We start from the raw sequence: 20,738 nt of genomic DNA, 5'->3' as shown, positions 1-20,738 counted from the left end.
ATGAATAGTGTTGAGCGTGAACTTTTAGCAGATAGTCAAATTGACCGAGATCTTTTAGATCAAACGTTAAACAATATATATCAACGTAAAATTGATTTAGCGGACTTATATTTTCAGTCAAGTAGCCATGAATCATGGATGTTAGAAGACGGCATAGTCAAAGAAGGCTCTTACAATATTGAACGTGGCGTTGGGGTACGGGCAATATCAGGTGAAAAAACAGGTTTTGCATATTCTGATGACATATCTCCAATGGCTTTACAAAAAGCAGCCGACGCAGCTAAAGGTATTGCTAATGCAGAACAGAATGGTCGAGTACTTGCTTTTAAAAGCCAAGCGGTTAAATCAGTTTATCAAGATATTGATCCTTTAGGCAGTTTAGCGCAAGAACAAAAAATCACCTTGATGCATGAAGTTGAAGCTCATGCACGTTCGATTGATAAACGTGTTCAGCAAGTTATTGTAAGCTTATCGGGCGTTTATGAAAAAATACTTGTTGCGGCTAGTGATGGAACCTTTGCGACAGATATACGCCCACTGGTTCGCTTAAATTGTTCAGTACTCGTTGAAGATAATGGTAAACGTGAACGGGGCAGTGCAGGTGGTGGTGCTCGTACAGATTATAGCTATTTCTTTGAGCTTGAAAATGGTAAAGCGCGTTATTTAGCTTATGCAGAAGAAGCGGTTCGTCAAGCCTTAGTCAATGTTGTGGCAATAGAATCGCCGGCCGGTATGTTACCTGTGGTACTTGGCTCGGGTTGGCCGGGTGTTTTATTGCATGAAGCGGTTGGGCACGGTTTAGAAGGCGATTTTAATCGTAAAGGCTCATCGGCATTTTCAGGAAAAATCGGTCAAAAAGTAACCTCTGATTTATGCACTATTGTTGATGACGGTACTATTGCTAACCGTCGTGGTTCAATTTCAATTGATGATGAAGGAACACCCGGACAATACAATGTGTTGATCGAAAAAGGTATTCTTAAAGGCTATATGCAAGACAAGCATAATGCGAAGTTAATGGGCGTCGCGCCTACAGGTAATGGTCGCCGTGAGTCTTATGCGCATTTACCTATGCCAAGAATGACTAATACTTATATGTTGGCAGGTGAACACGACCCGAAAGATATCATTAAGTCTGTAAAAAGAGGCATCTATGCGCCGCACTTTGCGGGTGGTCAGGTTGATATTACCTCTGGAAAATTTGTTTTCACCAGCTCTGAAGCTTACCTTATTGAAAATGGTGAAATTACCTCGCCAATTAAAGGTGCTACGTTAATTGGTAGTGGTCCTGAAGCGATGAAGAATGTCAGTATGGTCGGTAATGACCTAAAACTTGATGCAGGTGTTGGTGTCTGTGGTAAAGACGGGCAAAGTGTTCCTGTTGGTGTTGGACAACCTACGTTAAAAATTGACGGAATGACGGTTGGTGGTACGCAGTAACTTACACTCAATAAAGTGATTAGTGATATAAAGTCACCGGCAATAGGTAATGTATATTGTCGATGACTTTTTTATGCTGCGCTGTAGGATAAAAACACGATTTTTTTGCTATAAATCGGGATATTAATAACAAGAAGTACTATTTCTTATTGCAGGGATTGAAATAACCTATCAATTGTTATAATGTAACAACCTATGCGTAGTAATTACTTTTTATTTACACAGTTTTTTTCACAGCGTCGGCAATCAATAATAAGTTTATTGATCATGTCTGCATTTCTGTGCGCCACGCTTAGTCATAGTTCGCATGGTGAATTAATACCTGATAATGTTGAATTACAGCAATGTAAACTGTGTCAGCATAACATTGATACGCCAAAGAATAATATCACCTTAAAACGGGTTAACCTCAGTAATTATCAACAATTCACGCAAACGTTAATTATAGTTAATCGTTACACGCCATTTTATTTGATACCACAGTTACGTGCCCCCCCTATTCAATAGATAAAAATAAACACAGTTCAAAAATAAACAATTTAGGAAATTAGCTTAATCGCTAATCTCCTTTAGATCTATCTATTGGAAAAAAAATGAAATCAATTTATATCAATAAAATTGCACCTTTGTGTGCCTTATCATTATTAATGGTCGGCGCTGCCAGCCATGCGCAACAGTTTTCAGGCGTAGTACTTGATGCCGATGGCAACAGGATTGCGAAAGCTAAAGTTTCTTTGGTTAATACTAAATATAAAGTAGTTACTGACGAAAAAGGCCAATTTACTTTTAGTGACGTTGGTGTTGGTAAAGTAGAAGTTCATGTTAGCGCTAAAAACTTTAGTCATATCAACGAGTATTTCACCATTACCGATAAAGACATGACCGAGGTGAAAATTTCACTGCGGGCTACTGTTATGGAAGTGGTCGATGTTTATGCTACACCTTTGCATTCATCGAGTATTGAGTCAGCATTGCCGGTGAATGTTATTTCAGGTGACGACTTGCGCTTAAAGCAAGCATCTACTTTAGGTGAAACACTGAAAAATGAAGTCGGAGTTCATTCAAGTTATTTTGGCCCAGTTGCAAGTAGTCCGATAATACGCGGTATGGACGGACCAAGAGTGTTGATCACGCAAAATGGTTTAGACGTAGGAGATGCTTCGCGTGTTGGACCTGACCACGCGGTTGCAGCCGAAGCTGGTACAGCACAGCAGGTAGAAGTTTTACGTGGGCCTTCAACACTCTTTTATGGCAGTGGCGCGATTGGTGGTGTGGTGAATGTTGTTGATAATAGAATACCAAAAACCATTGATAATCAGGTTGACTATTTACTTAAACACAATGATGTTGCTGATGAAAGTGAAGCGACGTTAAGTATTAATACCGGTTACAAAAGTTTAGCCTTACACCTTGATGCTTTTTGGCGTGAATCAAATGATTACAAGATCCCAGGCTATGCGACTGCAGCAGAAGACCATGATGAGCATGAAGAAGATCATGATGAACATGAAGGCGAAGAAACTAAAGGTATTCTAGAGAACAGTGCCTCGAAGTCATCAGGTTTTACCGTTGGTTCAAGTTATTTGTTTGACGCAGGATATATTGGTGTTTCGTATGGACGAATGGAAAGAACTTACGGTATTCCTGGGCATTCAGAACACGGTGATGAAGAACATGAAGAAACAGGAACTGAAATCAGTGAAGAAGGCGCTGTTTTTGGTGATTTAGTACAAGACAGATATCAACTATTGAGTGAAATTAGTTTTGAAGACAGTTTTATTAATCGCTTGATTAGTAAAGCTGCTTACACAGATTACCAACATCAAGAAATTGAAGGAGGTGAAGTAGGTACTCAATTTAATAATGAGATGTTAGAAACACGCTTTGATCTTTACCATCAAGCTGTTGACGGTTGGAAAGGTGCATGGACATTACATTATAAAGAGAATGATTTTAAAGCGATTGGAGAAGAAGCATTCACCCCTCCTTCGAATACAGAATCTATTGCCGTTGCTTGGCTTGAAGAAAAACATGTAGACAATGTCTTGTGGCAAGTTGGGGTACGGGTTGAGCATGTAGAACTGAGTGCGAGTGGCGCTGTAGATTTGCATGATGAACATGATGATGAACTCGACAACCATAACGAAGCAGCGGTTTATTTTGATAAGCAAAGCTTTACGCCTATAAGTGCGTCTTTAGGCGCTGTATGGGAATACTCAACGGGTTATAATTTAGGATTCTCTGCTGCGTTTTCTCAGCGAGCACCTTCAGCGAGTGAATTGTTTTCGAACGGTGCTCATATAGGTACAAGTACTTATGAAGTCGGGGCATTATTTACTGTGCATGAGGAAAGTCATGAAGAACACCATGAGCTACATGTAGACTTGTCTGACCAAAATGTTGAGTTAGAGACGGCTTATAATCTAGATCTCACGTGGAGAAAGTTTGAAGGGGACTTTGGTTTCGTTGCCAGTGCTTTTTATAATCATATTGACGATTATTATTACCAAGCGAATACCGGATTATTCGCAGAAGACGGACATGATAGTCACGATGAAGCTGTTGAGGATGACCACGCAGACGAAAGTGAAGGTTTACCTGTTTATGTATTTCAACAAAATAATGTTGTGATGTATGGCGTAGAAGCTGAGTTGTTTTATCAGTTAACGCCAACGCTTAAAGCAACGGTATTTACGGATTATATCCGCGCAAAGCTTACAGATAATGACAACAATAACTTACCAAGAATTCCTCCGATGCGTGTTGGTGGTCAATTTAACTATGTTACTGACAAATATTCTGCTGAGCTAAGTGCTACTCATTACTTTGAACAATCAGATACGGCTGAATTAGAAAGTAAAACAAGCGGTTACACTATGATTGATGCTAACATTAATTTTTTCATTGATGGACTGGGCGACGATATGGTGGCATTTTTGAAAGTGAATAATATAACAGACGAAGAAGCACGAGTGCATACGTCATTTCTTAAAAATGTTTCACCATTACCTGCAAGAGGGTTTACGGTAGGTATTCGAGGGAGTTTCTAAGAAGTAAAACAGTAACTTTGTAGGTGAGGTTGAAACCTCATCTACAAATTATTAATCATATTAAAATATTTATTTAAGTCGAAGACCACTTTTTTCAATAGTAATTTTATCTTTCTTCAGTAAGTTTCCAACAGTAGCTTTAAAAGTTTTTTTGCTAACACCTAAAATACGCTGAATGAGTTCAGGCGAACTTTTGTCATGCAATGGACTAAAACCGTCGTTTTCTGCAATATGTGCCAATAATTTATCGGCGAAATCGTTTACTTTCCCTTCACCTGAACGAGAGAGTGACAAATCAATACGGCCGTCTTCACGTATATTTTTAATATAACCGTCAATAATTTTACCAACGCGTAGTGGCTGAAAAATCTCATTGTCGTAAAGCAAGCCCCAATGTTTATCGTTGATTATTGCTTTAAAACCCAGGTCAGTTTTTCCACCAATCATCAATTTAACTTTATCCCACTTTTGGTAATCAGCAGGCCAAATATCAATATATTTGTCGAGTTTACTTGAAGCGGCAATGCGGTCTGTTGTGGTATCAAGGAAAATGCGTACTAAATAATATTTCCCTTCTTCCATCGCGGTGTGTTGTTGGTTGAAAGGAACAAGTAAGTCTTTAGGTAAACCCCAGTCAAGAAAAGCACCCATTTTATTTAACTGCTTAACTTTTAATGAAACAAACTCATCAACTTGACCCAATGGTTTATCGGTTGTGGCAACGATGCGCTCAGCAGAGTCGAGATAAATGAAGACAGTAATCTTATCTTCTACTTTACAATTTTCAGGAACAAAACGGTTTGGTAACAATACTTCACCGAGTTCCCCACCACCTAAATAAGCACCTTTATCGGTGACTGCAACTACAGAAAGGGTATTATATTTACCAATATCGGCCATTTGAATTTACCAAGAAAATTAATATGAAATCTTAAACGCTATAATAACGCATATCAAAAATGAAAGATGTTATTTTCTTGGTTTGGTTTGAATATATTCAGCGTGGCGTAGCTGAAGTAAATCGCCGATTTTACGGATAACATGCTCTTCAATACTTACCAGTTCACCATCAGCATAAGCCATTTTCCACAAATGCTCGACCATTGTTATGCGTTGCTCAATGGAAAAGTGTTGATTGATTTTTGAGGTGTATCGATAAAAATCAGTTGCTTGTTCACTTTGCATTAATGCTTCGTCAATAACTTGCTTAACTTCTTCTTCATTTAAATTAAACTGTTCGACCAATAAGATAGCCAGCTTAGCTTGCTCATGTTGATCAAAGTGTCCGTCAGCACGCATAACCTCACATAAAAGTACAGCACAGGCTAGCTCTATAGTAACCTCGTTAGCATTGTCTTTTGTGGCGTTGTCTGCTAAATCATTAGCTAGATTTTGAAAAAATGAACTGATTTTAGTAAGCATCTACATTCCTTAAGTTAAGACGATCATTTTATTGTTACGCTCGGCAATAAAGAAAACAAGTAGATAATGATTATATTTGATAACAAATTGTGTCTAATTGCTATTTCATCTTGGTAATATTATGATGCAAATAAATATGACAGCGCTGTCTTTTGTGGGGCGTTAAAAATAGTGTTAATTAAAGGTCTAAAAATGGTGAGTGAACAATACTTAAAAATTCAAAAAACAAAAGTAAAGAATAAAAGGCTACTCTCTATTGATGCTTTACGTGGCTTTGATATGTTTTGGATTTTGGGTGCAGAAAGCTTATTTGCCGGATTGTTCATACTAACCGGTTGGCCTATTCTAGCGATATTTGCCGAGCAAATGGAACACAGTCTTTGGCACGGATTTCGTGCTTATGATTTAATATTTCCACTCTTCATTTTTTTATCGGGTGTTAGCTTAGGTATTGCAGCAAAGCCCTTATCAAGTTATGAACCAGAGCAAGCAAAATCAATTTTACATCATGGTATTAAGCGTTTATTGCTGTTAATAATTTTTGGTATCTTATACAACCATGGCTGGGGCAACGGTATCCCTGCATCACTTGATGGCATTCGTTATGTTAGCGTTTTGGGGCGTATAGGTATTGCTTGGTTTGTGGCTGCTATGTTGGTTTGGTATGCGAGTGAAAAAACACAATGGTTAGTCGCAGGCGTTCTTTTAATAGGGTATTGGCTACTCTTAAATTTTGTTACTTTGGGTGGTTATGGAGGGGGCGATTTTTCAGCCAACGGTGCATTGAACGCTTGGTTTGATCAAAATTTATTACCCGGTATAACTTATCAAGAAATGGCTATTGACCCCGAAGGCATACTCTCTAACGTTACCTCTATAGTAAATGCACTAGCCGGTGTATTCATTGGTCGTTATATGATAAAAAATATATCATCTCCTAAAGAACTATTAATTGGCTTGCCTATTATGGGTTTATCTGTTTTAGCGTTAGGTTACTTATGGGGAATCTTTTTCCCTATTAACAAAATATTATGGACAAGTTCATTTACGTTAGTGACTATTGGCTACAGTATACTTTTACTCACCTTCTTTTATTGGCTTATTGATGTATTAGATTTTACCTTATGGGCTAAATTTTTCGCGGTTATCGGTACAAACTCAATCATCGCTTATTTAGGTTCAAGCATCATTGATTGGCAATATACGTTACAAAGTATTTTTGGTGGCATTATCAATATTTTGCCTGTTGGTTGGCACCACTTTATGATTTTTAGTGGAATGGTGTTTCTTCAGTGGTTAGTCCTTTATTGGCTATATCGAAGAAATATTTTTATAAAAGTATAAATATTGGTTAAAAGTACTAATAGTTCAAAAGGCTGATTTTTAAGTGCAGCCTTTTTTTTTCTCTATGAATAAAAATAAAGTAGGTAAGTTATTGTTATAAATTATTATTTTAATTTTTATGAATGTTTGTATTCTTAATCCATTATTTCGGCTCGTATCTTGTAACAAGGATTTACAACTTAATTGCTTGTATAGACCATTAATTAGTTACTCTATATACAATTAAAAGAATTATTGTATTTGATCACATTTATGAGGACATAACAGTGATACGTAAAAAACAAATTATCATCCCTATTGCCATTCTAATCGTTGGCTTCTTATTGCTTTTTGGCCTTTCAAGTATGAAGAAGCCACCAGAAGAAAAAGCTGAAGTTGACAATAGGCCCATCGTAGCCGTTGAAAAAATTCATATTGCGCCAATGGACCTTACCGTTAATTCATATGGTGTTGTTCAACCTAAATATGAAACTGAATTGGTGGCACAAGTTAGCGGTGAAGTCGTTGAATTGGCGGATGTTTTTGTACGTGGAGGTTTTGTTGCTAAAAATCAATTGCTTGCACGTATTGATCCAAATGATTATCAAGCTGCACTCATTGATGCTGAAGCGACCATGGCTTCGGCACGTGCTTCTCTTGAAACAGAGCGTGCCCAAGGTCAAGTGGCGGAACGTGAATGGAAGCGAATTACAGATACGTCTCCTACCGAACTTAGTTTGCGTAAACCACAATTAGCACAGGAACTTGCTCATGTTAAATCAGCGCAGGCTTCAGTACTTCTTGCAAAGCGTAATTTAGAGCGTACCGAAATTAGAGCGCCGTATGATGCAATGATTGCAAGCCGTACGATTGGTTTAGGATCTTTTGTTGGTACGGGTAGTAAAGTCGGTAAATTATTCGGGACAGGTGTTGCTGAAGTTCGTTTACCCGTTGCAGATAATCAGCTGCAGTTTTTAGTCTCGCAAGGTGAAGACGCTCAGGTTAATTTGATTGGCACTTATGCAGGTAAAAATATAATTTGGCAAGCAAGGATCGTACGCAGTGAAGGTGTTGTTGATAACAAAAGCCGTATGAGCTATTTAGTTGCTGAAGTTCAAGACCCCTATGGCTTAAAAACTAAAAAAGAAACACTCAAGCATACTCCCATTCGCTTTGGCTCTTATGTTACAGCAGAAATCTTTGGTGTTAGCCTTAAAGGTGTAACCTTACTTCCCCGATACCTTGTTACCAATGGTCGCGTTGCTATTTTAGGGGCTGACTCAACATTGCACTATGTCGATATTACTATTGCTCGCGAGGACGGTTCGAATATGATCGTCACTGATGGTTTGAATGAAGGTGATCAAATCATTGTTTCAGCATTAGACTATCCGATTGACGGTATGGAATTAGCCTTACAAGGTAGTAAAAATCAAGTAACTACTGAAGAAGCTCCTGAAACACAAATCGCAAGCACTAAGGACTAGATGATGGATGATACCAATAAAGGCTTAATTGCTTGGTTCGCCCGTAATAGTGTGGCGGCAAACTTATTGATGATATTTATTTTAGTGGGTGGTTTTTTTACCATTAGCACTATTAATAAACAAATGTTCCCACAAATTAATATCAATTGGATCTCCTATACTGCGCCTTACCCCGGGGCTGCGCCTCAAGAAGTTGAAGAAGGTATAACGATTAAAGTTGAAGAAGCTTTGGAAACAGTTCAGGGTTTAAAGCGCGTAATTACCTATTCAAACCGTAATTTTTCAAATGGTTGGTTTGAAGTTGACCTTGATTATGATCCGCAAATTGTTTTAGAAGAAGTTAAATCAGCTATCGATTCTATTTCTAGTTTCCCTGATGGCATGGAGCGTATTAAAGTTGAGCGTGAAAAGTTTCGCCAAGAAGTGATGTACATCAGTCTGTATGGCGACTTAACCAATGGTGAGCTGAAAGAGTTAGGACAAAAAGTTCATAACGAAATTCAACAGCTGCCTTTTATTAACATTTCAGAATTATACAGTGGGCTAGACTACGAAATATCCATTGAGGTGAGTAAAGATAAGTTACGCGAATATGATTTAAGTTTTAGCGATATTGCTCAAGCGGTGCGTGGTTATTCACGTAATATGTCTGCAGGACAAATTCGTGCAGAAAATGGCTATATTAACTTACGTGTTGAGAACCAAGCTTATCGGGGACATGAGTTTGAGCAAATACCTGTTGTTACCTTAGCTGATGGTACTAAAGTTTTATTAGGCCAAATTGCTACAGTTATTGATGGTTTTAAAGAAGGCTTACAGTATTCAAAATTTAATGGTGAAAACTCAGTCACTATTTTTATTGGCGCGGCCAATAATCAAAGTATTACTGATGTTGCAGAAGTCATTAAAAAGTATGTTGATGACAAAGCGAAGATACTTCCTGAAGGCGTTAAGTTAGAAACTTGGGTTGATATGACCTACTATCTTGAAGGTCGCTTAACGATGATGATAGACAACATGAAAAGTGGAGCAATATTAGTTTTTATAATGTTAGCGCTATTTTTACGTGTTCGTTTAGCTTTCTGGGTAATGATGGGTTTACCCGTTTGTTTCCTCGGTACTTTATTTCTTATGCCATTAGAGTTTATCAATATCACTATTAATGTTATTAGCTTGTTTGCCTTTATTTTAGTGTTAGGTATTGTTGTTGATGACGCCATTGTTATGGGTGAGAGTGCTCATGAAGAAATAGAACAGAATGGCCATAGTACTGAAAATGTTATTCGTGGTGTCCAACGTGTTGCTATGCCAGCGACCTTTGGTGTATTGACAACTATTGCTGTATTCCTGCCTTTTCTGTTTGGTGAAGGCCCTTCCGCTGCGTTTTTTAAAGCGATTGGCTCAGTCGTGATCCTTTGTTTAATTTTTTCTTTAATTGAGTCAAAGCTTATTTTACCCGCACATTTGGTAAAAATGAAAATTAAGGCTTTTAATCCTAAAAATCCAGTCGATATATTACGTCGGTGGATTGATACCAAACTAAAAAACTTTATTGATAATATTTATCGACCCGCGTTAATCACTTTTATTAGCTATCGTTACGCGGTATTAATGTTTTTTATTAGTCTAATGCTAATTTGTGCGGGATTGTTTAATGGCGGTTTTGTTCGCTCCGTTGGTCAAGCTAAGATCCCACATGATTTTCCTCGTATTAATGTTGAAATGAATGTTGATGCCTCAGAAAAGGCGACCTTGCAAACCTTGTTAAATATTCAAGGTGTTATTAATACCATTGATAAAGAGATTGAAGCGAAATACGGGCAGTCAATGATCTCTGATATGCAGGTTGATTTACGCAGCCGAACCAGTGGTCAATTGATGGTTAAATTAGTGATACCTGAATTACGGCCCATGAATACTTTTGAACTGGCTGACTTATGGCGCGCGGCTATTCCTAATTATCCCGGTGTAAAATCGTTTACTATTGGTGATAACTTATTTGGCTCCGGTCGAGATGATGGCGATATTGCCTTTAGATTAGAAAGTAAAGACGATGCACAATTACTCGCCGCATCGAGAGAGTTAAAAACTAAACTTAACTCTTTAAAAGGTATTGGCGACGTTAATGATAGTCGTCAAACCAGTGCCAAAGAAGTTCAATTTGAATTGAAGCCATTAGCTTATAGTTTAGGCTTAACTTTAGCCGATATTGCTTCACAAGTGAGCTACAGTTTTTATGGTCTAGAAGCACAGCGTATTTTACGTGACAGCGAAGAGGTGAAGGTGATGATCCGTTACCCACTTGATCAACGAAGCTCTGTTGGCCATGTCGATGATGTTATGATAAAAACAGCTAATGGTGCTGAGTTACCTTTGTCAGAACTGGCAAATATTACCCTACAAGAGGGGGTTACACGTATTCGTCGTGAAAATGGTAATCGGACCATTAACGTTTGGGCAAGTGTCGATGCTGAGCAAGTTGAGCCATTTAAAGTTGCTAATGATATTAAAGACAACTTTATTCCCGAACTGTTAAGAAAATTTCCAAAAGTTCAAAGCGAATTGTCGGGCAGTATTCAAGAAGAAATAGATGGTCTAAATAGTCAGATACGTGATGGTGCTATCTCGTTTCTGATTGTATTCTCACTATTGGCAATACCGTTGAAATCTTATTCGCAAGCGGCGATGATTATGGTGGTGATTCCTTTTGGAGTTATTGGCTCTGTGTTTGGTCATTTTATCTTAGATATGGACTTAAGTGCATTATCTCTTATGGGAATATTAGCGGCGTCTGGTGTGGTCGTTAATGACTCCTTAGTCATGGTTGACTATGTTAACAATGCCAGGAAATCAGGCGTTAAACTAAAAGATGCAGTAATACATGCTGGTACTAAACGCTTTAGAGCTATTATGCTAACGTCATTAACAACCTTTATTGGTTTAGTACCTATTATCTTTTTTGAAGTCAGCGCGCAAGCACAAATTGTTATTCCAATGGCCATATCTTTAGCATTTGGCGTATTATTTGCAACTATCGTCACACTGGTACTGATCCCAAGTTTATACCTTATTATTGAAGATATGAAAAAGGTATTTAAGCGTAAGAAAAAGCAGCCACAACTTGAAAAAGTATTAGCGACTTAGGCGTTTTCTTCTCTCAAAGCCATTACCTTGTAATGGCTTTTTTATTTGCTTAATTGAGTTTCTATGAAAATAACTTCAGGCAAGCCAGATAAGAAAAGGTATCGTTAACAATAATAGCTGACTATAATGGCGTTAACTGCTAACAAAAAATGAAATAAAACCACCACTATGAAACATATTTATCTTTTTTCAACGCTTGCGCTAATGACAATAACAGGGTGTTCGACCACTGAAAAGGCTTGTGAAGATGTAACAATTGCCAGTGAAGAAATTAAAATTTGCCAGTCATTGCAACGCCAAATCACTAACGCTAAAGGTCATCCTGTTATACGTACTGAATTAGAACGTCGTTTTCAAGTGGATTGCATTGATGTTCGTTATTATCGTAATGATAAGCAGAAGGCTATTTGTGGCAATAAGCATAAAATTGACGAAATAATAGATGCTGAAAAAGAAGAATCTAAGCAATAACCACTCATCAGCGTAATCATAAAAGTAAGCCCTAAGAATTGCTTTTCTTTATCGCCAATTCTCTAATTAACATGATCAATTTAAGGATGTGCAGTATGTTTAAACAAATGACTTGTGTTGTTTTATCTGTTGGTATTTTGATGTCATGCCAGCAAAAATCAACTAATCCAATAGATAAGTCGGCTCAATTAGACGTTGTTGCCAAATCAGAGGTTTCTAAAGTGTCAGTCAAACCCTCTCAAACTAAAGTTGACCTGAAACAGCTGTCATTTACAGCAACAGTAAAATATATGAATTTGGAAGGCGGTTTCTTTGGTTTAGTATCCAAAGAAGGTAAGCATTGGTTGCCGATGAACTTAAATAAAGAATTTCAGCAAGATGGTGCTGTTATTAAAGTGAGAGGAAATGCGCTAACGGGTATGATGACGACTCAACAATGGGGAACACCTTTTTCAATTAAGCACATTGAGTTAATTCGCGCGGGTCGAAAAGGCACTGCAGATAATTTATTATAGTTTTATTTGCAAACGAGAGGTTGCATTAACAAGGTTAGTTGAGGGTTTTTGTTTGAAACACTAATTTGATATATGCTTCGATATTGTTTTTCTGTCATCGGTAATACTGATATTTGGCTTATTAATTCAGCCAATTGTGGTGTGGTGTTACTATGGCCGAAGACAACCGTGTTTTCTTTCTCTTTCATTAGTTGCCGGGCAAGTTGTTCTAACTTGTTTGGGGCATAGTTCTTTATTGCAAGCTTTTGTTGTTGTGCCAGCGGAGCAGCCGTTGCCATAGTGCGCTGGTAGCGCGTACTGTATATTTTTTTTACTTTTGCATGCTCTAAAATACTGGCCAGTTGCCTAGCACGAAACTTCCCACATTGTGTTAGTCCTGGATCGTCTTGATCTGTTTTCTGTTCAGCATGGCGAATCAAATAAAGACTATAGCTCTTCTCTTCACTTTTTTGATGCTTTTTTTCCGCAGCTTGAACCATAAAAAAAGGTATGCCGATAAAAATAAATAACGCTAAAATTAATTTATTCATTCGTAACATACCTTTCTTATTCGTTAATTTAGTACTTATTATTTAAAATAAACGGTTCAAACCATTTAGCGCTGCAACACGAAATGCTTCAGCCATTGTTGGGTAATTGAACGTAGTGTTAACAAAGTATTCAATCGTATTACCCCCATTGGTTTGTTGCATAATAGCTTGACCAATATGAATTATTTCAGCAGCATTTTCACCAAAACAATGAATACCTAATATTTCTTTGGTTTCCCGATGAAAAAGCACTTTCAATGAACCCACTAAACTATTTGATATCTGTGCTCTGGCTAAATGTTTGAATTGAGCACGACCTACTTCATAAGGAATTTTTGCAGCGGTAAGTTCTTGTTCTGTTTTACCCACTGAGCTTATTTCTGGTATGGTATAGATACCGGTAGGAATATCAGCAATAAGTTTTGCGGTACTGTGATGATCTATCATCGCTGAAGCGGCTAGTCGGCCTTGGTCATAAGCGGCACTAGCTAAGCTAGGATAACCAATAACATCACCGACAGCATAGATATTATCTACACTGGTTTGGTATTGATTATTGACTTTAAGCTGCCCACGACCATCGGCTGTTAGTCCTGCATTTTCAACTTTTAAGTCTGCAGTATTACCGGTACGTCCGTTAGCAAATAATAAACAGTCAGCACGCATTTTTTTACCCGACGCTAAATGAACAACGACAGAATCATCAGATGCTTCAACACTTTCAATAGCTTCTCCATGGCGAATAACAACACCATTATTCCATAAGTGATAACTAAGAGAATCAGACATCTCAGCATCTAAAAATGATAATAATCTATCGCGTGTATTAATTAAGTCAACCTTGACTCCAAGTCCCCTAAATATCGATGCGTACTCAGAGCCAATAACTCCTGCACCATAAATAATGATAGAACGGGGATCATGCTTGAGTGATAAAATAGTATCCGAGTCATAAACCCGAGGATGATTGAAATCAATATCACTTGGTCTATAGGGATGTGAACCTGTAGCAATAACAATTTGTTTTGCGGTTATTTGCTCAACAGAACCATCACTTTTAATTATTCTAAGCGTATGCGCATCTATAAATGAAGCTTCTCCGGCAACCAGTTCAACGCGGTTACGGTCATAAAAACCACTGCGTAATTGGACTTGCTTGCGAATGACGGATGATGCGTGTTTGAGGATAGCAGGAAATGTTAAATGCTTTGCTTTTTCATGACCTCTGAAAAGCGGGCTGGCATTATATTCAATGAGTCGGCTAACACTTTGTCTTAAAGCTTTTGAGGGAATAGTTCCCCAATGCGTACAGCCACCACCAACGTCTTTATAGCGTTCTACAATGGCAACACGTTTTTCTTTTTTAGAGAGTTCCATGGCAGTGCCTTCGCCACCAGGACCCGTACCAATAATGATTGCATCGTAATCGTAATCATTGATGATTTTTATCGTTGTTTTAGCTTTGTTTTTGGTTGCCAAAATCTTACCTTAAATTCCTACTAGGATTAAAAATTTTAGCAGGAATTTAGACGTCTGACTATGTAAAAGCGTGATCTACACTGTAATACTTAAATAGAAGAAAGTTTTATGCAAGCTGTGTTAATAAACGTTGAAAATGTTGTTGCTGGTCAGCAAGGTGCTGTTTAAACTCTTGATACTGCGCAGCTAACTCCGAACTTTCAACATCAGCAATTAATTTATCACGTTTACTGGCAAGTAATTTTTTACGAACATCATAATAGTCATTAATTCTAGCAATTAATAAATCATACTCTTGCTGAAGCTTTTCACGCATCTGTTCGGCATTTGGGTGAGCTAGGAGCTTCTTTTGGCTACGCTTAAGCACCATTGCTAATCGAGCTTTCTCAATTTTATCATCTGGATAGGTACGAAGTTTTGAAGTTAACTTTAAAAATTCACAGCCTTTAATTAACCATTTAGTGGGATCAAATTGCCACCAACGAATACCATTACGATAATCATTTTCAAAAATATGATGGTAATTGTGGTAGCCCTCACCAAAGGTCAAAAATGCAAGAAAACCATTGTCTCGAGCGCTATTTCTTTCGGTGTAAGTTTGTTTACCCCAAATGTGCGCTAAAGAATTAATAAAGAAAGTTGTATGGTGGTTCAAAACCAAACGTAGGAAACCCACTAAAAGCAAGCTGCTTATAATGTCTCCATGCCATAAGCCAAATACTATGGGCATACCAAAGTTCATCAGTATTGTTAGTAATAAGTAGTTTCTGTGCTGCCACATGACTATAGGGTCTTTTTGCAAATCACGGGTGTTGTCGTAATTAGCATATCGATGTGCTTGATACTCTCGTAGCATCCAGCCTATGTGAGAATACCAAAAGCCCCTTTTTGCGGAATAAGGATCCTTTTCATTATTATCAACATGCTTATGATGAATTCTATGATCTGATGACCAATGTAAAATACTATTTTGTAAAGCGAATGCACCACCGAGTGCAAAGATAAAACGCAAAGACCAATGCGCTTGATACGTTTTATGTGACCATAAACGATGATAACCGGCAGTAATCGACATACCACAATAAATAAAGCAGCAGAATGCAACCGTAAGCTCAGTGTTATCAAAGCCGTGTGTTATTGCTCTATATGGAACAGCTATTGCTGCTACTAAAAAGGTAATTAAAAACACACTAAAATTTAGCCAAACGATTTTAGGTTTGTTCATGTAATAAAAATTCCATCTGTAAAAAAACGAACACTGAATTAAAATTTTCAGTGTACACGTGTACACTATTTTAACTTTGATGACTTTGCAGTCAAGGTAATTTTTATTATAATTTTAATTACCAAGTAATATTACCTTCTTTATAAAACAATATTAGTGATCAAGTTTCTAGTAAATAGATGAGAATTCAGTATGATAAGGTTAAGCTAAAGAATAGGTTAATTAAGCAATGAGTGGCATTAGAGCACAGCAAAAAGAAAAAACACGTCGACAATTAATTGATGCAGCTTTAGGGCAGCTTAGCAGCGAACGGAGCTTTTCTAGTTTGAGCTTACGCGAAGTCGCTAAAGAAGCAGGTTTAGCTCCAACCTCATTCTATCGACACTTCTCTGACATGAACGAATTAGGTTTAACACTGGTAGATGAAGCAGGCCTAACTCTACGTCAGTTAATGCGACAAGCGAGACAGCGTATTGAAAAAGGAGGCTCTGTTATTCAAATTTCTGTCGTTACTTTTATGGAATTTATTGAAAGTAACGGTAATATATTTCGCTTATTATTACGAGAGCGCTCAGGTACGTCAGCTGCTTTTCGAGCTGCAGTAAACCGAGAAGTCCGTTATTTCACTTTAGAGTTATGCGATTATTTACAGCAAGCAAATAAATTAAACGCAGATGTGGCTTTTTTGCAAGCTGATGCTGCTGTTACTATTGTATTCAGTGCTGGCTCTGATGCTTTAGATGTCGATAAAGACGATCGTCAGCAGATCGCACTACGAACAATACAACAATTACGCTTTATTGCTCGCGGTGCTGCAGAATTTAGCAACCGAGGTTTAAAAAGTAAAACCTAATCAATTAATTTTTTACGCGATAAAATAACGCCGGTTTCAACATGGTGTGTGTAAGGAAATTGATCAAATAATGCAAATTTTTCAATGTTATGTGTTTTTACTAGTTCAGTGAGGTTATCTTTTAAGGTATCAGGGTTACATGAAATATAAACAATACGTTCAAATCGACTCACTAACTCAACACTGTCAGGGTCAAGCCCCGCTCTTGGAGGATCAACTAAAACGGTATCGTAATTATAACTTTTTAGATCAAAGTCTTCTAAACGACGAAATTCACGTTCACCGTTCATCGCTTGACTAAAATCTTCACTCGACATTCTTATAATATCAACATTGCTTAGCTGGTTAGCAGCAATATTATTTTGTGCTGATTTTACTGATGTTTTTGATATTTCTGTGCCTAACACACGATCAAAATTTTCAGCTAATGCGATGCTAAAGTTACCATTGCCACAATAAAGTTCGATTAAATCACCACCAATATTTTGAGTGCCTTGCTTTGCCCAAAGTAACATCTGCTCATTAACGTGACCATTGGGTTGAGTAAAACTATTTTCTACTTGCTCGTAGATATAAGTTTTATCACCAACAGTTAGGCGCTCAGTGACAAAATCTTTATTAAGAATAAATTTTTGCTTCTTGGCTCTACCAATAATGTCAACAGGGGCGATTGCCGAAAGTGTTGCTTTTAACATAGCGGCATCAGTCAGCCACTGCTCATCTAATTGTCGGTGATATAATAAGCTAATTAATAACTCTCCACTTAGAGTTGATAAAAAGTCAACTTGAAACAGCCTATGACGAAGTGAAGGTTTATCTTTAATTTCATCAAGCAAGGCTTTCATTGCCTGATTGATTAACTCACTAGCAACAGGGAAATTATCTACTCGATATTTTTCTTTTGTTTCACTATTAAACATAATGTAAAACAAGTCATCACCATCGTGCCAAAGCCTAAATTCTGCTCTTAATCTATAATTTATAGGCTCTGATCGAAAAACATCAAAGCTAGGCAAGTCAAATTCACTAAACAATTTAGCGATATCATCCTGTTTATTTTCAAGTTGTTTATCATAAAATTGAGGTGCGATGTGACTAAACATATATAAGCCTTAAACATAGAAATAATTAAACGACATTATACTCAATATTAGCGAGTATTATAGAAGCGCTGAGTTTAGCGACTGTGATTACTTTGTCTAGTCATTTGTCTATAATTTTATTGGTGTGATGGGCTCAAGATTAAAGGTTTATCTGTAAATGCCGATATTATAACCATATTAAATTTAAGGATCTGTAGATCTTTAATTGTGTTTAGTTAACCTTTAATTAGATACCGGAGTATTGTAATGAATAAAATTGATAATCAAACAACTTTGCCAAATTACAAAGGGCAAAGATATCAAGCGGAACACATGAAAAACGAAGCGGTTAAAAAGCATATACCAGCAGAGTCTTTCGATAATTTAGCACTAAGAAATCGTGCTTCTATTACTATGAAAATTATATTTCAGTCAGTTTCTAGTCATATATCGGCAAAGTTTGAAAAATTTAATTATACACAACCCAATAAAAATGTTGTTCAGAGCAATATAATAGCTAAAGAACCATTAATTAACAGTGAATCTTCATCTGCTATTTTTGATTTTGAAGCGGTTGCTCGAACGGTTATGGACTTTGTCGGTGGCAGTATTCTTGCTGCGCAAGCTAATGGTGCGAGTGATGATGAATTAAAAGAAATGTTTGAGCAAGGACGAGCAGGAGCTAACTTAGGTATTGATCAAGCGATGGGTGATTTAAAAGATCTATCAATATTTGATGATGAATTAGGTCAAGGTATTGAAAAAAGCCGCGACCTTATTAATAAGAATATTGATGACTTATATAAAAAGATATTTCCTGCAGAGAAAAATTCAAAGAGTAATATAGATATAGAGAGTCCAAAAATTAGAAACGCAGCATTAAACAGCGAACTTTATGTAAGTAACTCAAAAAAGAGTGATCTTAGTATTACGACCACTGACGGTGATATTGTTTCAATATCATTTAGCGAATTACAAGAGTACGGCAATAAAAAAAGTGCTCGGCACCAAGAGAGTAACAGAGGCGTTTCAGAGAACTATACTATGGTAAGTAGCGAGTATAATGAGGTGAATTTTTCCTACAGTGTTGATGGTGATCTCGATGATGAAGAGAAAGCGGCCATTGAAGCATTAATAAAAGATGTAAACTCACTACAGAAAGATTTTTTCAGTGGTAATGTTGTTCAAGCCTTCGAAAAATCGGTTGAACTCGGTTTTGATAATGACCAAATAGCTAACTTTAGTATGGACATGCAACAAACTAAAACAAGTTATGTTAGTCAAAGTTATACAGAAATAGCTGAGTTTGGCGAGAGAGATTTACCAAGCGTTAATAAAGAACTGAGACCCTTAATTGATTTTTTAGGTCAATTTAAACAACTTCAAGAGGCAGCAAACACCCTTTTATCAAAAAAAGAGGATGCTTTTGGCCAACTACTAGATGCGGTGTTTAAGGCTGAATTTGGCGAAAATAAAGAAGTCAAAGACAAGTTTAATAAAGTGATTGATACAATTAAGCCAGATAATAAAAGTAAGTAAGCGTTATCATTGTTTTTAATCGATAAAAAAACCCACTTTAAAGCGGGTTTTATCATTAAAGATTAAAAAGCGGTAATGTTATTCTTCTTCGGCATTTTTTTCTGGACGTTCCTTCGCTTCACGCACTTTTAACGTGCGCTGTTGAAACTCAGTATCATTGAGTGATGAAACAGCTGCATCAGCTGCATCGGCAGACATTTCAACAAAACCAAAACCACGACGTTTACCGGTGTGCTTGTCTTTCATTAAACGAACAGAATGAACTTGGCCGTGTTCAGAGAATAATTCTCTAATCGATGACTCATTTGCTCTATAGGGTAAATTCCCTACATATAGTGTTTTTACTTCTTCATCAGCACTTTCTGCTGAACTTGATGTACCAATAAGAGGAGCAATAAAAGCACTAACTAAAACTAGTACAGCTGTTATAACTGGTGTGTTGCCTATAAACGTTGATAAAAAGTAAGCAATTACAGTAAATATTACTGCGACGATAAATGTTAACCTTTGAGGAGACTTCATATATGAATACCTAATTATTATTTTAAATTCTAAATTAAAAAACTAAATTGCTGTTGCGATGCTATTAGCTTTGAATATTGTGCAAAAGTTGTAAAAAAGATAAGTGTCATTTATATGTAAATAACACCTTACTTATATTAAGCAAAAATTAAAAAGTTTACTACACTAAATAAACATATTAATTAAAAGCACTATTTTAACGTTCAACTTACTCTCATTAATAGACTATTAAATTAAGTACCGCAAAAAATTTAAACGATCAGAGAGTATATTACTCATATTGTCTTTATTTACAGCAAACAAACTAAAAGATGAAAATAGTGCTTGATCCTTTTTAGAAAATGTCTAGAATGCGCTCCAGTTCCAAGGGGTTCAGTTAAAACGAACCACGAAAGAGCTGTTTTGATAAGTTAACTACATAGCTTTAGGGTTTATTCGTTAACTTAACGTTTTAAAAATAGAGTTTGAATATTCGAAAGAAACTTCAAATTAAATTAAATAAAACGTTGACATCGAAACAGAGTTGCGTAGAATACGCATCTCGCTTCAGGCAAGGCCTGCAGCAATGGAGCAACGCTCCAAAGGTATAAACGAATGGGTTTTATATCTAACTCTTTACTTTGAGTAAATGAGTTTTTCTTTAACAATTAGTTATC

At 36.9% G+C, this 20,738-nt stretch carries 17 protein-coding genes; 10 read left to right on the top strand and 7 right to left on the bottom strand.

What is annotated here, in order from left to right; translation table 11 throughout:
- The 3 genes from tldD (at position 1) to H4J52_RS15320 (ending at position 4,490) form a co-directional block, all read left to right on the top strand.
- Complete coding sequence (gene tldD / locus H4J52_RS15330; protein WP_182225106.1) at positions 1-1,440, top strand: metalloprotease TldD; 1,440 nt, start codon at positions 1-3, stop codon at positions 1,438-1,440.
- 267 nt (positions 1,441-1,707) lie between these two features.
- Positions 1,708-1,947 carry a hypothetical protein gene (locus H4J52_RS15325; RefSeq protein ID WP_182225104.1) on the top strand — a complete coding sequence of 80 codons (240 nt, stop codon included), beginning with the start codon at positions 1,708-1,710 and terminating at the stop codon, positions 1,945-1,947.
- 86 nt (positions 1,948-2,033) lie between these two features.
- The gene (locus tag H4J52_RS15320) at positions 2,034-4,490 is read left to right on the top strand and encodes a TonB-dependent receptor (protein WP_182180789.1); all 2,457 of its coding nucleotides are present in this window, start codon (positions 2,034-2,036) and stop codon (positions 4,488-4,490) included.
- Positions 4,491-4,559: 69 nt separating this feature from the next.
- On the opposite strand, the gene H4J52_RS15315 is transcribed toward H4J52_RS15320, so the two are convergent.
- Both H4J52_RS15315 and H4J52_RS15310 read right to left on the bottom strand, forming a co-directional pair.
- Positions 4,560-5,390 (bottom strand): S1 RNA-binding domain-containing protein, encoded by an 831-nt coding sequence (locus tag H4J52_RS15315; protein ID WP_182180787.1) that lies wholly within the window; start codon positions 5,388-5,390, stop codon positions 4,560-4,562.
- Positions 5,391-5,459: 69 nt separating this feature from the next.
- Positions 5,460-5,912, bottom strand: coding sequence for a TerB family tellurite resistance protein (locus H4J52_RS15310; protein ID WP_182180785.1), 453 nt, complete (start codon positions 5,910-5,912; stop codon positions 5,460-5,462).
- 192 nt (positions 5,913-6,104) lie between these two features.
- Between H4J52_RS15310 and nagX the strand changes: the two genes are divergently transcribed.
- The 5 genes from nagX (at position 6,105) to H4J52_RS15285 (ending at position 12,852) form a co-directional block, all read left to right on the top strand.
- A complete protein-coding gene (gene nagX / locus H4J52_RS15305) occupies positions 6,105-7,256 on the top strand; it encodes a transmembrane glucosamine N-acetyltransferase NagX (RefSeq protein WP_182180784.1) in 1,152 nt (383 codons plus the stop codon).
- Between the two features lie 266 nt (positions 7,257-7,522).
- Positions 7,523-8,722, top strand: coding sequence for an efflux RND transporter periplasmic adaptor subunit (locus H4J52_RS15300; protein WP_182225102.1), 1,200 nt, complete (start codon positions 7,523-7,525; stop codon positions 8,720-8,722).
- A 3-nt stretch (positions 8,723-8,725) separates the two neighbouring features.
- Complete coding sequence (locus H4J52_RS15295) at positions 8,726-11,866, top strand: efflux RND transporter permease subunit (RefSeq protein WP_182180827.1); 3,141 nt, start codon at positions 8,726-8,728, stop codon at positions 11,864-11,866.
- 168 nt (positions 11,867-12,034) lie between these two features.
- The gene (locus tag H4J52_RS15290; protein WP_182180782.1) at positions 12,035-12,337 is read left to right on the top strand and encodes a hypothetical protein; all 303 of its coding nucleotides are present in this window, start codon (positions 12,035-12,037) and stop codon (positions 12,335-12,337) included.
- A gap of 95 nt (positions 12,338-12,432) precedes the next feature.
- Entirely contained in the window at positions 12,433-12,852 is a 420-nt protein-coding gene (locus tag H4J52_RS15285; protein ID WP_182180781.1) for a hypothetical protein, read from the top strand.
- A gap of 2 nt (positions 12,853-12,854) precedes the next feature.
- On the opposite strand, the gene H4J52_RS15280 is transcribed toward H4J52_RS15285, so the two are convergent.
- The 3 genes from H4J52_RS15280 to H4J52_RS15270 form a co-directional block, all read right to left on the bottom strand.
- Positions 12,855-13,382 carry a histidine phosphatase family protein gene (locus H4J52_RS15280; protein ID WP_182180780.1) on the bottom strand — a complete coding sequence of 176 codons (528 nt, stop codon included), beginning with the start codon at positions 13,380-13,382 and terminating at the stop codon, positions 12,855-12,857.
- A gap of 42 nt (positions 13,383-13,424) precedes the next feature.
- On the bottom strand, positions 13,425-14,861 hold the full coding sequence (gene sthA, locus H4J52_RS15275) for a Si-specific NAD(P)(+) transhydrogenase (RefSeq protein WP_220460071.1): 1,437 nt from the start codon (positions 14,859-14,861) through the stop codon (positions 13,425-13,427).
- A gap of 106 nt (positions 14,862-14,967) precedes the next feature.
- The gene (locus H4J52_RS15270) at positions 14,968-16,086 is read right to left on the bottom strand and encodes a fatty acid desaturase (protein ID WP_182180779.1); all 1,119 of its coding nucleotides are present in this window, start codon (positions 16,084-16,086) and stop codon (positions 14,968-14,970) included.
- 229 nt (positions 16,087-16,315) lie between these two features.
- Between H4J52_RS15270 and fabR the strand changes: the two genes are divergently transcribed.
- Entirely contained in the window at positions 16,316-16,939 is a 624-nt protein-coding gene (gene fabR, locus H4J52_RS15265; protein ID WP_182180777.1) for an HTH-type transcriptional repressor FabR, read from the top strand.
- On the opposite strand, the gene trmA is transcribed toward fabR, so the two are convergent.
- Positions 16,936-18,042, bottom strand: a complete 1,107-nt coding sequence (gene trmA, locus H4J52_RS15260) for a tRNA (uridine(54)-C5)-methyltransferase TrmA (RefSeq protein ID WP_182180775.1) — start codon at positions 18,040-18,042, stop codon at positions 16,936-16,938. The genes fabR and trmA overlap by 4 nt on opposite strands.
- Before the next feature lie 246 nt (positions 18,043-18,288).
- Between trmA and H4J52_RS15255 the strand changes: the two genes are divergently transcribed.
- On the top strand, positions 18,289-19,560 hold the full coding sequence (locus H4J52_RS15255; RefSeq protein ID WP_182180773.1) for a DUF5610 domain-containing protein: 1,272 nt from the start codon (positions 18,289-18,291) through the stop codon (positions 19,558-19,560).
- Positions 19,561-19,638: 78 nt separating this feature from the next.
- On the opposite strand, the gene H4J52_RS15250 is transcribed toward H4J52_RS15255, so the two are convergent.
- Positions 19,639-20,082, bottom strand: a complete 444-nt coding sequence (locus tag H4J52_RS15250; RefSeq protein WP_182180771.1) for an RNA-binding protein — start codon at positions 20,080-20,082, stop codon at positions 19,639-19,641.
- Positions 20,083-20,738: the final 656 nt, after the last annotated feature.

Origin of the sequence: Colwellia sp. MB02u-14, assembly GCF_014076915.1 — a bacterium.
In the GTDB taxonomy this organism is placed as follows: domain Bacteria; phylum Pseudomonadota; class Gammaproteobacteria; order Enterobacterales; family Alteromonadaceae; genus Colwellia_A.
This window is presented reverse-complemented; position numbering and strand designations above follow the sequence as displayed.

Excerpts from the sequence above, each read along its gene's own strand:
- tldD (WP_182225106.1), top strand. The coding sequence starts at position 1 with ATGAATAGTGTTGAGCGTGAACTTTTAGCAGATAGTCAAATTGACCGA.
- H4J52_RS15325 (WP_182225104.1), top strand. The coding sequence starts at position 1,708 with ATGTCTGCATTTCTGTGCGCCACGCTTAGTCATAGTTCGCATGGTGAA.
- H4J52_RS15320 (WP_182180789.1), top strand. The coding sequence starts at position 2,034 with ATGAAATCAATTTATATCAATAAAATTGCACCTTTGTGTGCCTTATCA.
- H4J52_RS15315 (WP_182180787.1), bottom strand. The coding sequence starts at position 5,390 with ATGGCCGATATTGGTAAATATAATACCCTTTCTGTAGTTGCAGTCACC.
- H4J52_RS15310 (WP_182180785.1), bottom strand. The coding sequence starts at position 5,912 with ATGCTTACTAAAATCAGTTCATTTTTTCAAAATCTAGCTAATGATTTA.
- nagX (WP_182180784.1), top strand. The coding sequence starts at position 6,105 with ATGGTGAGTGAACAATACTTAAAAATTCAAAAAACAAAAGTAAAGAAT.
- H4J52_RS15295 (WP_182180827.1), top strand. The coding sequence starts at position 8,726 with ATGGATGATACCAATAAAGGCTTAATTGCTTGGTTCGCCCGTAATAGT.
- H4J52_RS15290 (WP_182180782.1), top strand. The coding sequence starts at position 12,035 with ATGAAACATATTTATCTTTTTTCAACGCTTGCGCTAATGACAATAACA.
- H4J52_RS15285 (WP_182180781.1), top strand. The coding sequence starts at position 12,433 with ATGTTTAAACAAATGACTTGTGTTGTTTTATCTGTTGGTATTTTGATG.
- H4J52_RS15280 (WP_182180780.1), bottom strand. The coding sequence starts at position 13,382 with ATGAATAAATTAATTTTAGCGTTATTTATTTTTATCGGCATACCTTTT.
- H4J52_RS15270 (WP_182180779.1), bottom strand. The coding sequence starts at position 16,086 with ATGAACAAACCTAAAATCGTTTGGCTAAATTTTAGTGTGTTTTTAATT.
- fabR (WP_182180777.1), top strand. The coding sequence starts at position 16,316 with ATGAGTGGCATTAGAGCACAGCAAAAAGAAAAAACACGTCGACAATTA.
- trmA (WP_182180775.1), bottom strand. The coding sequence starts at position 18,042 with ATGTTTAGTCACATCGCACCTCAATTTTATGATAAACAACTTGAAAAT.
- H4J52_RS15255 (WP_182180773.1), top strand. The coding sequence starts at position 18,289 with ATGAATAAAATTGATAATCAAACAACTTTGCCAAATTACAAAGGGCAA.
- H4J52_RS15250 (WP_182180771.1), bottom strand. The coding sequence starts at position 20,082 with ATGAAGTCTCCTCAAAGGTTAACATTTATCGTCGCAGTAATATTTACT.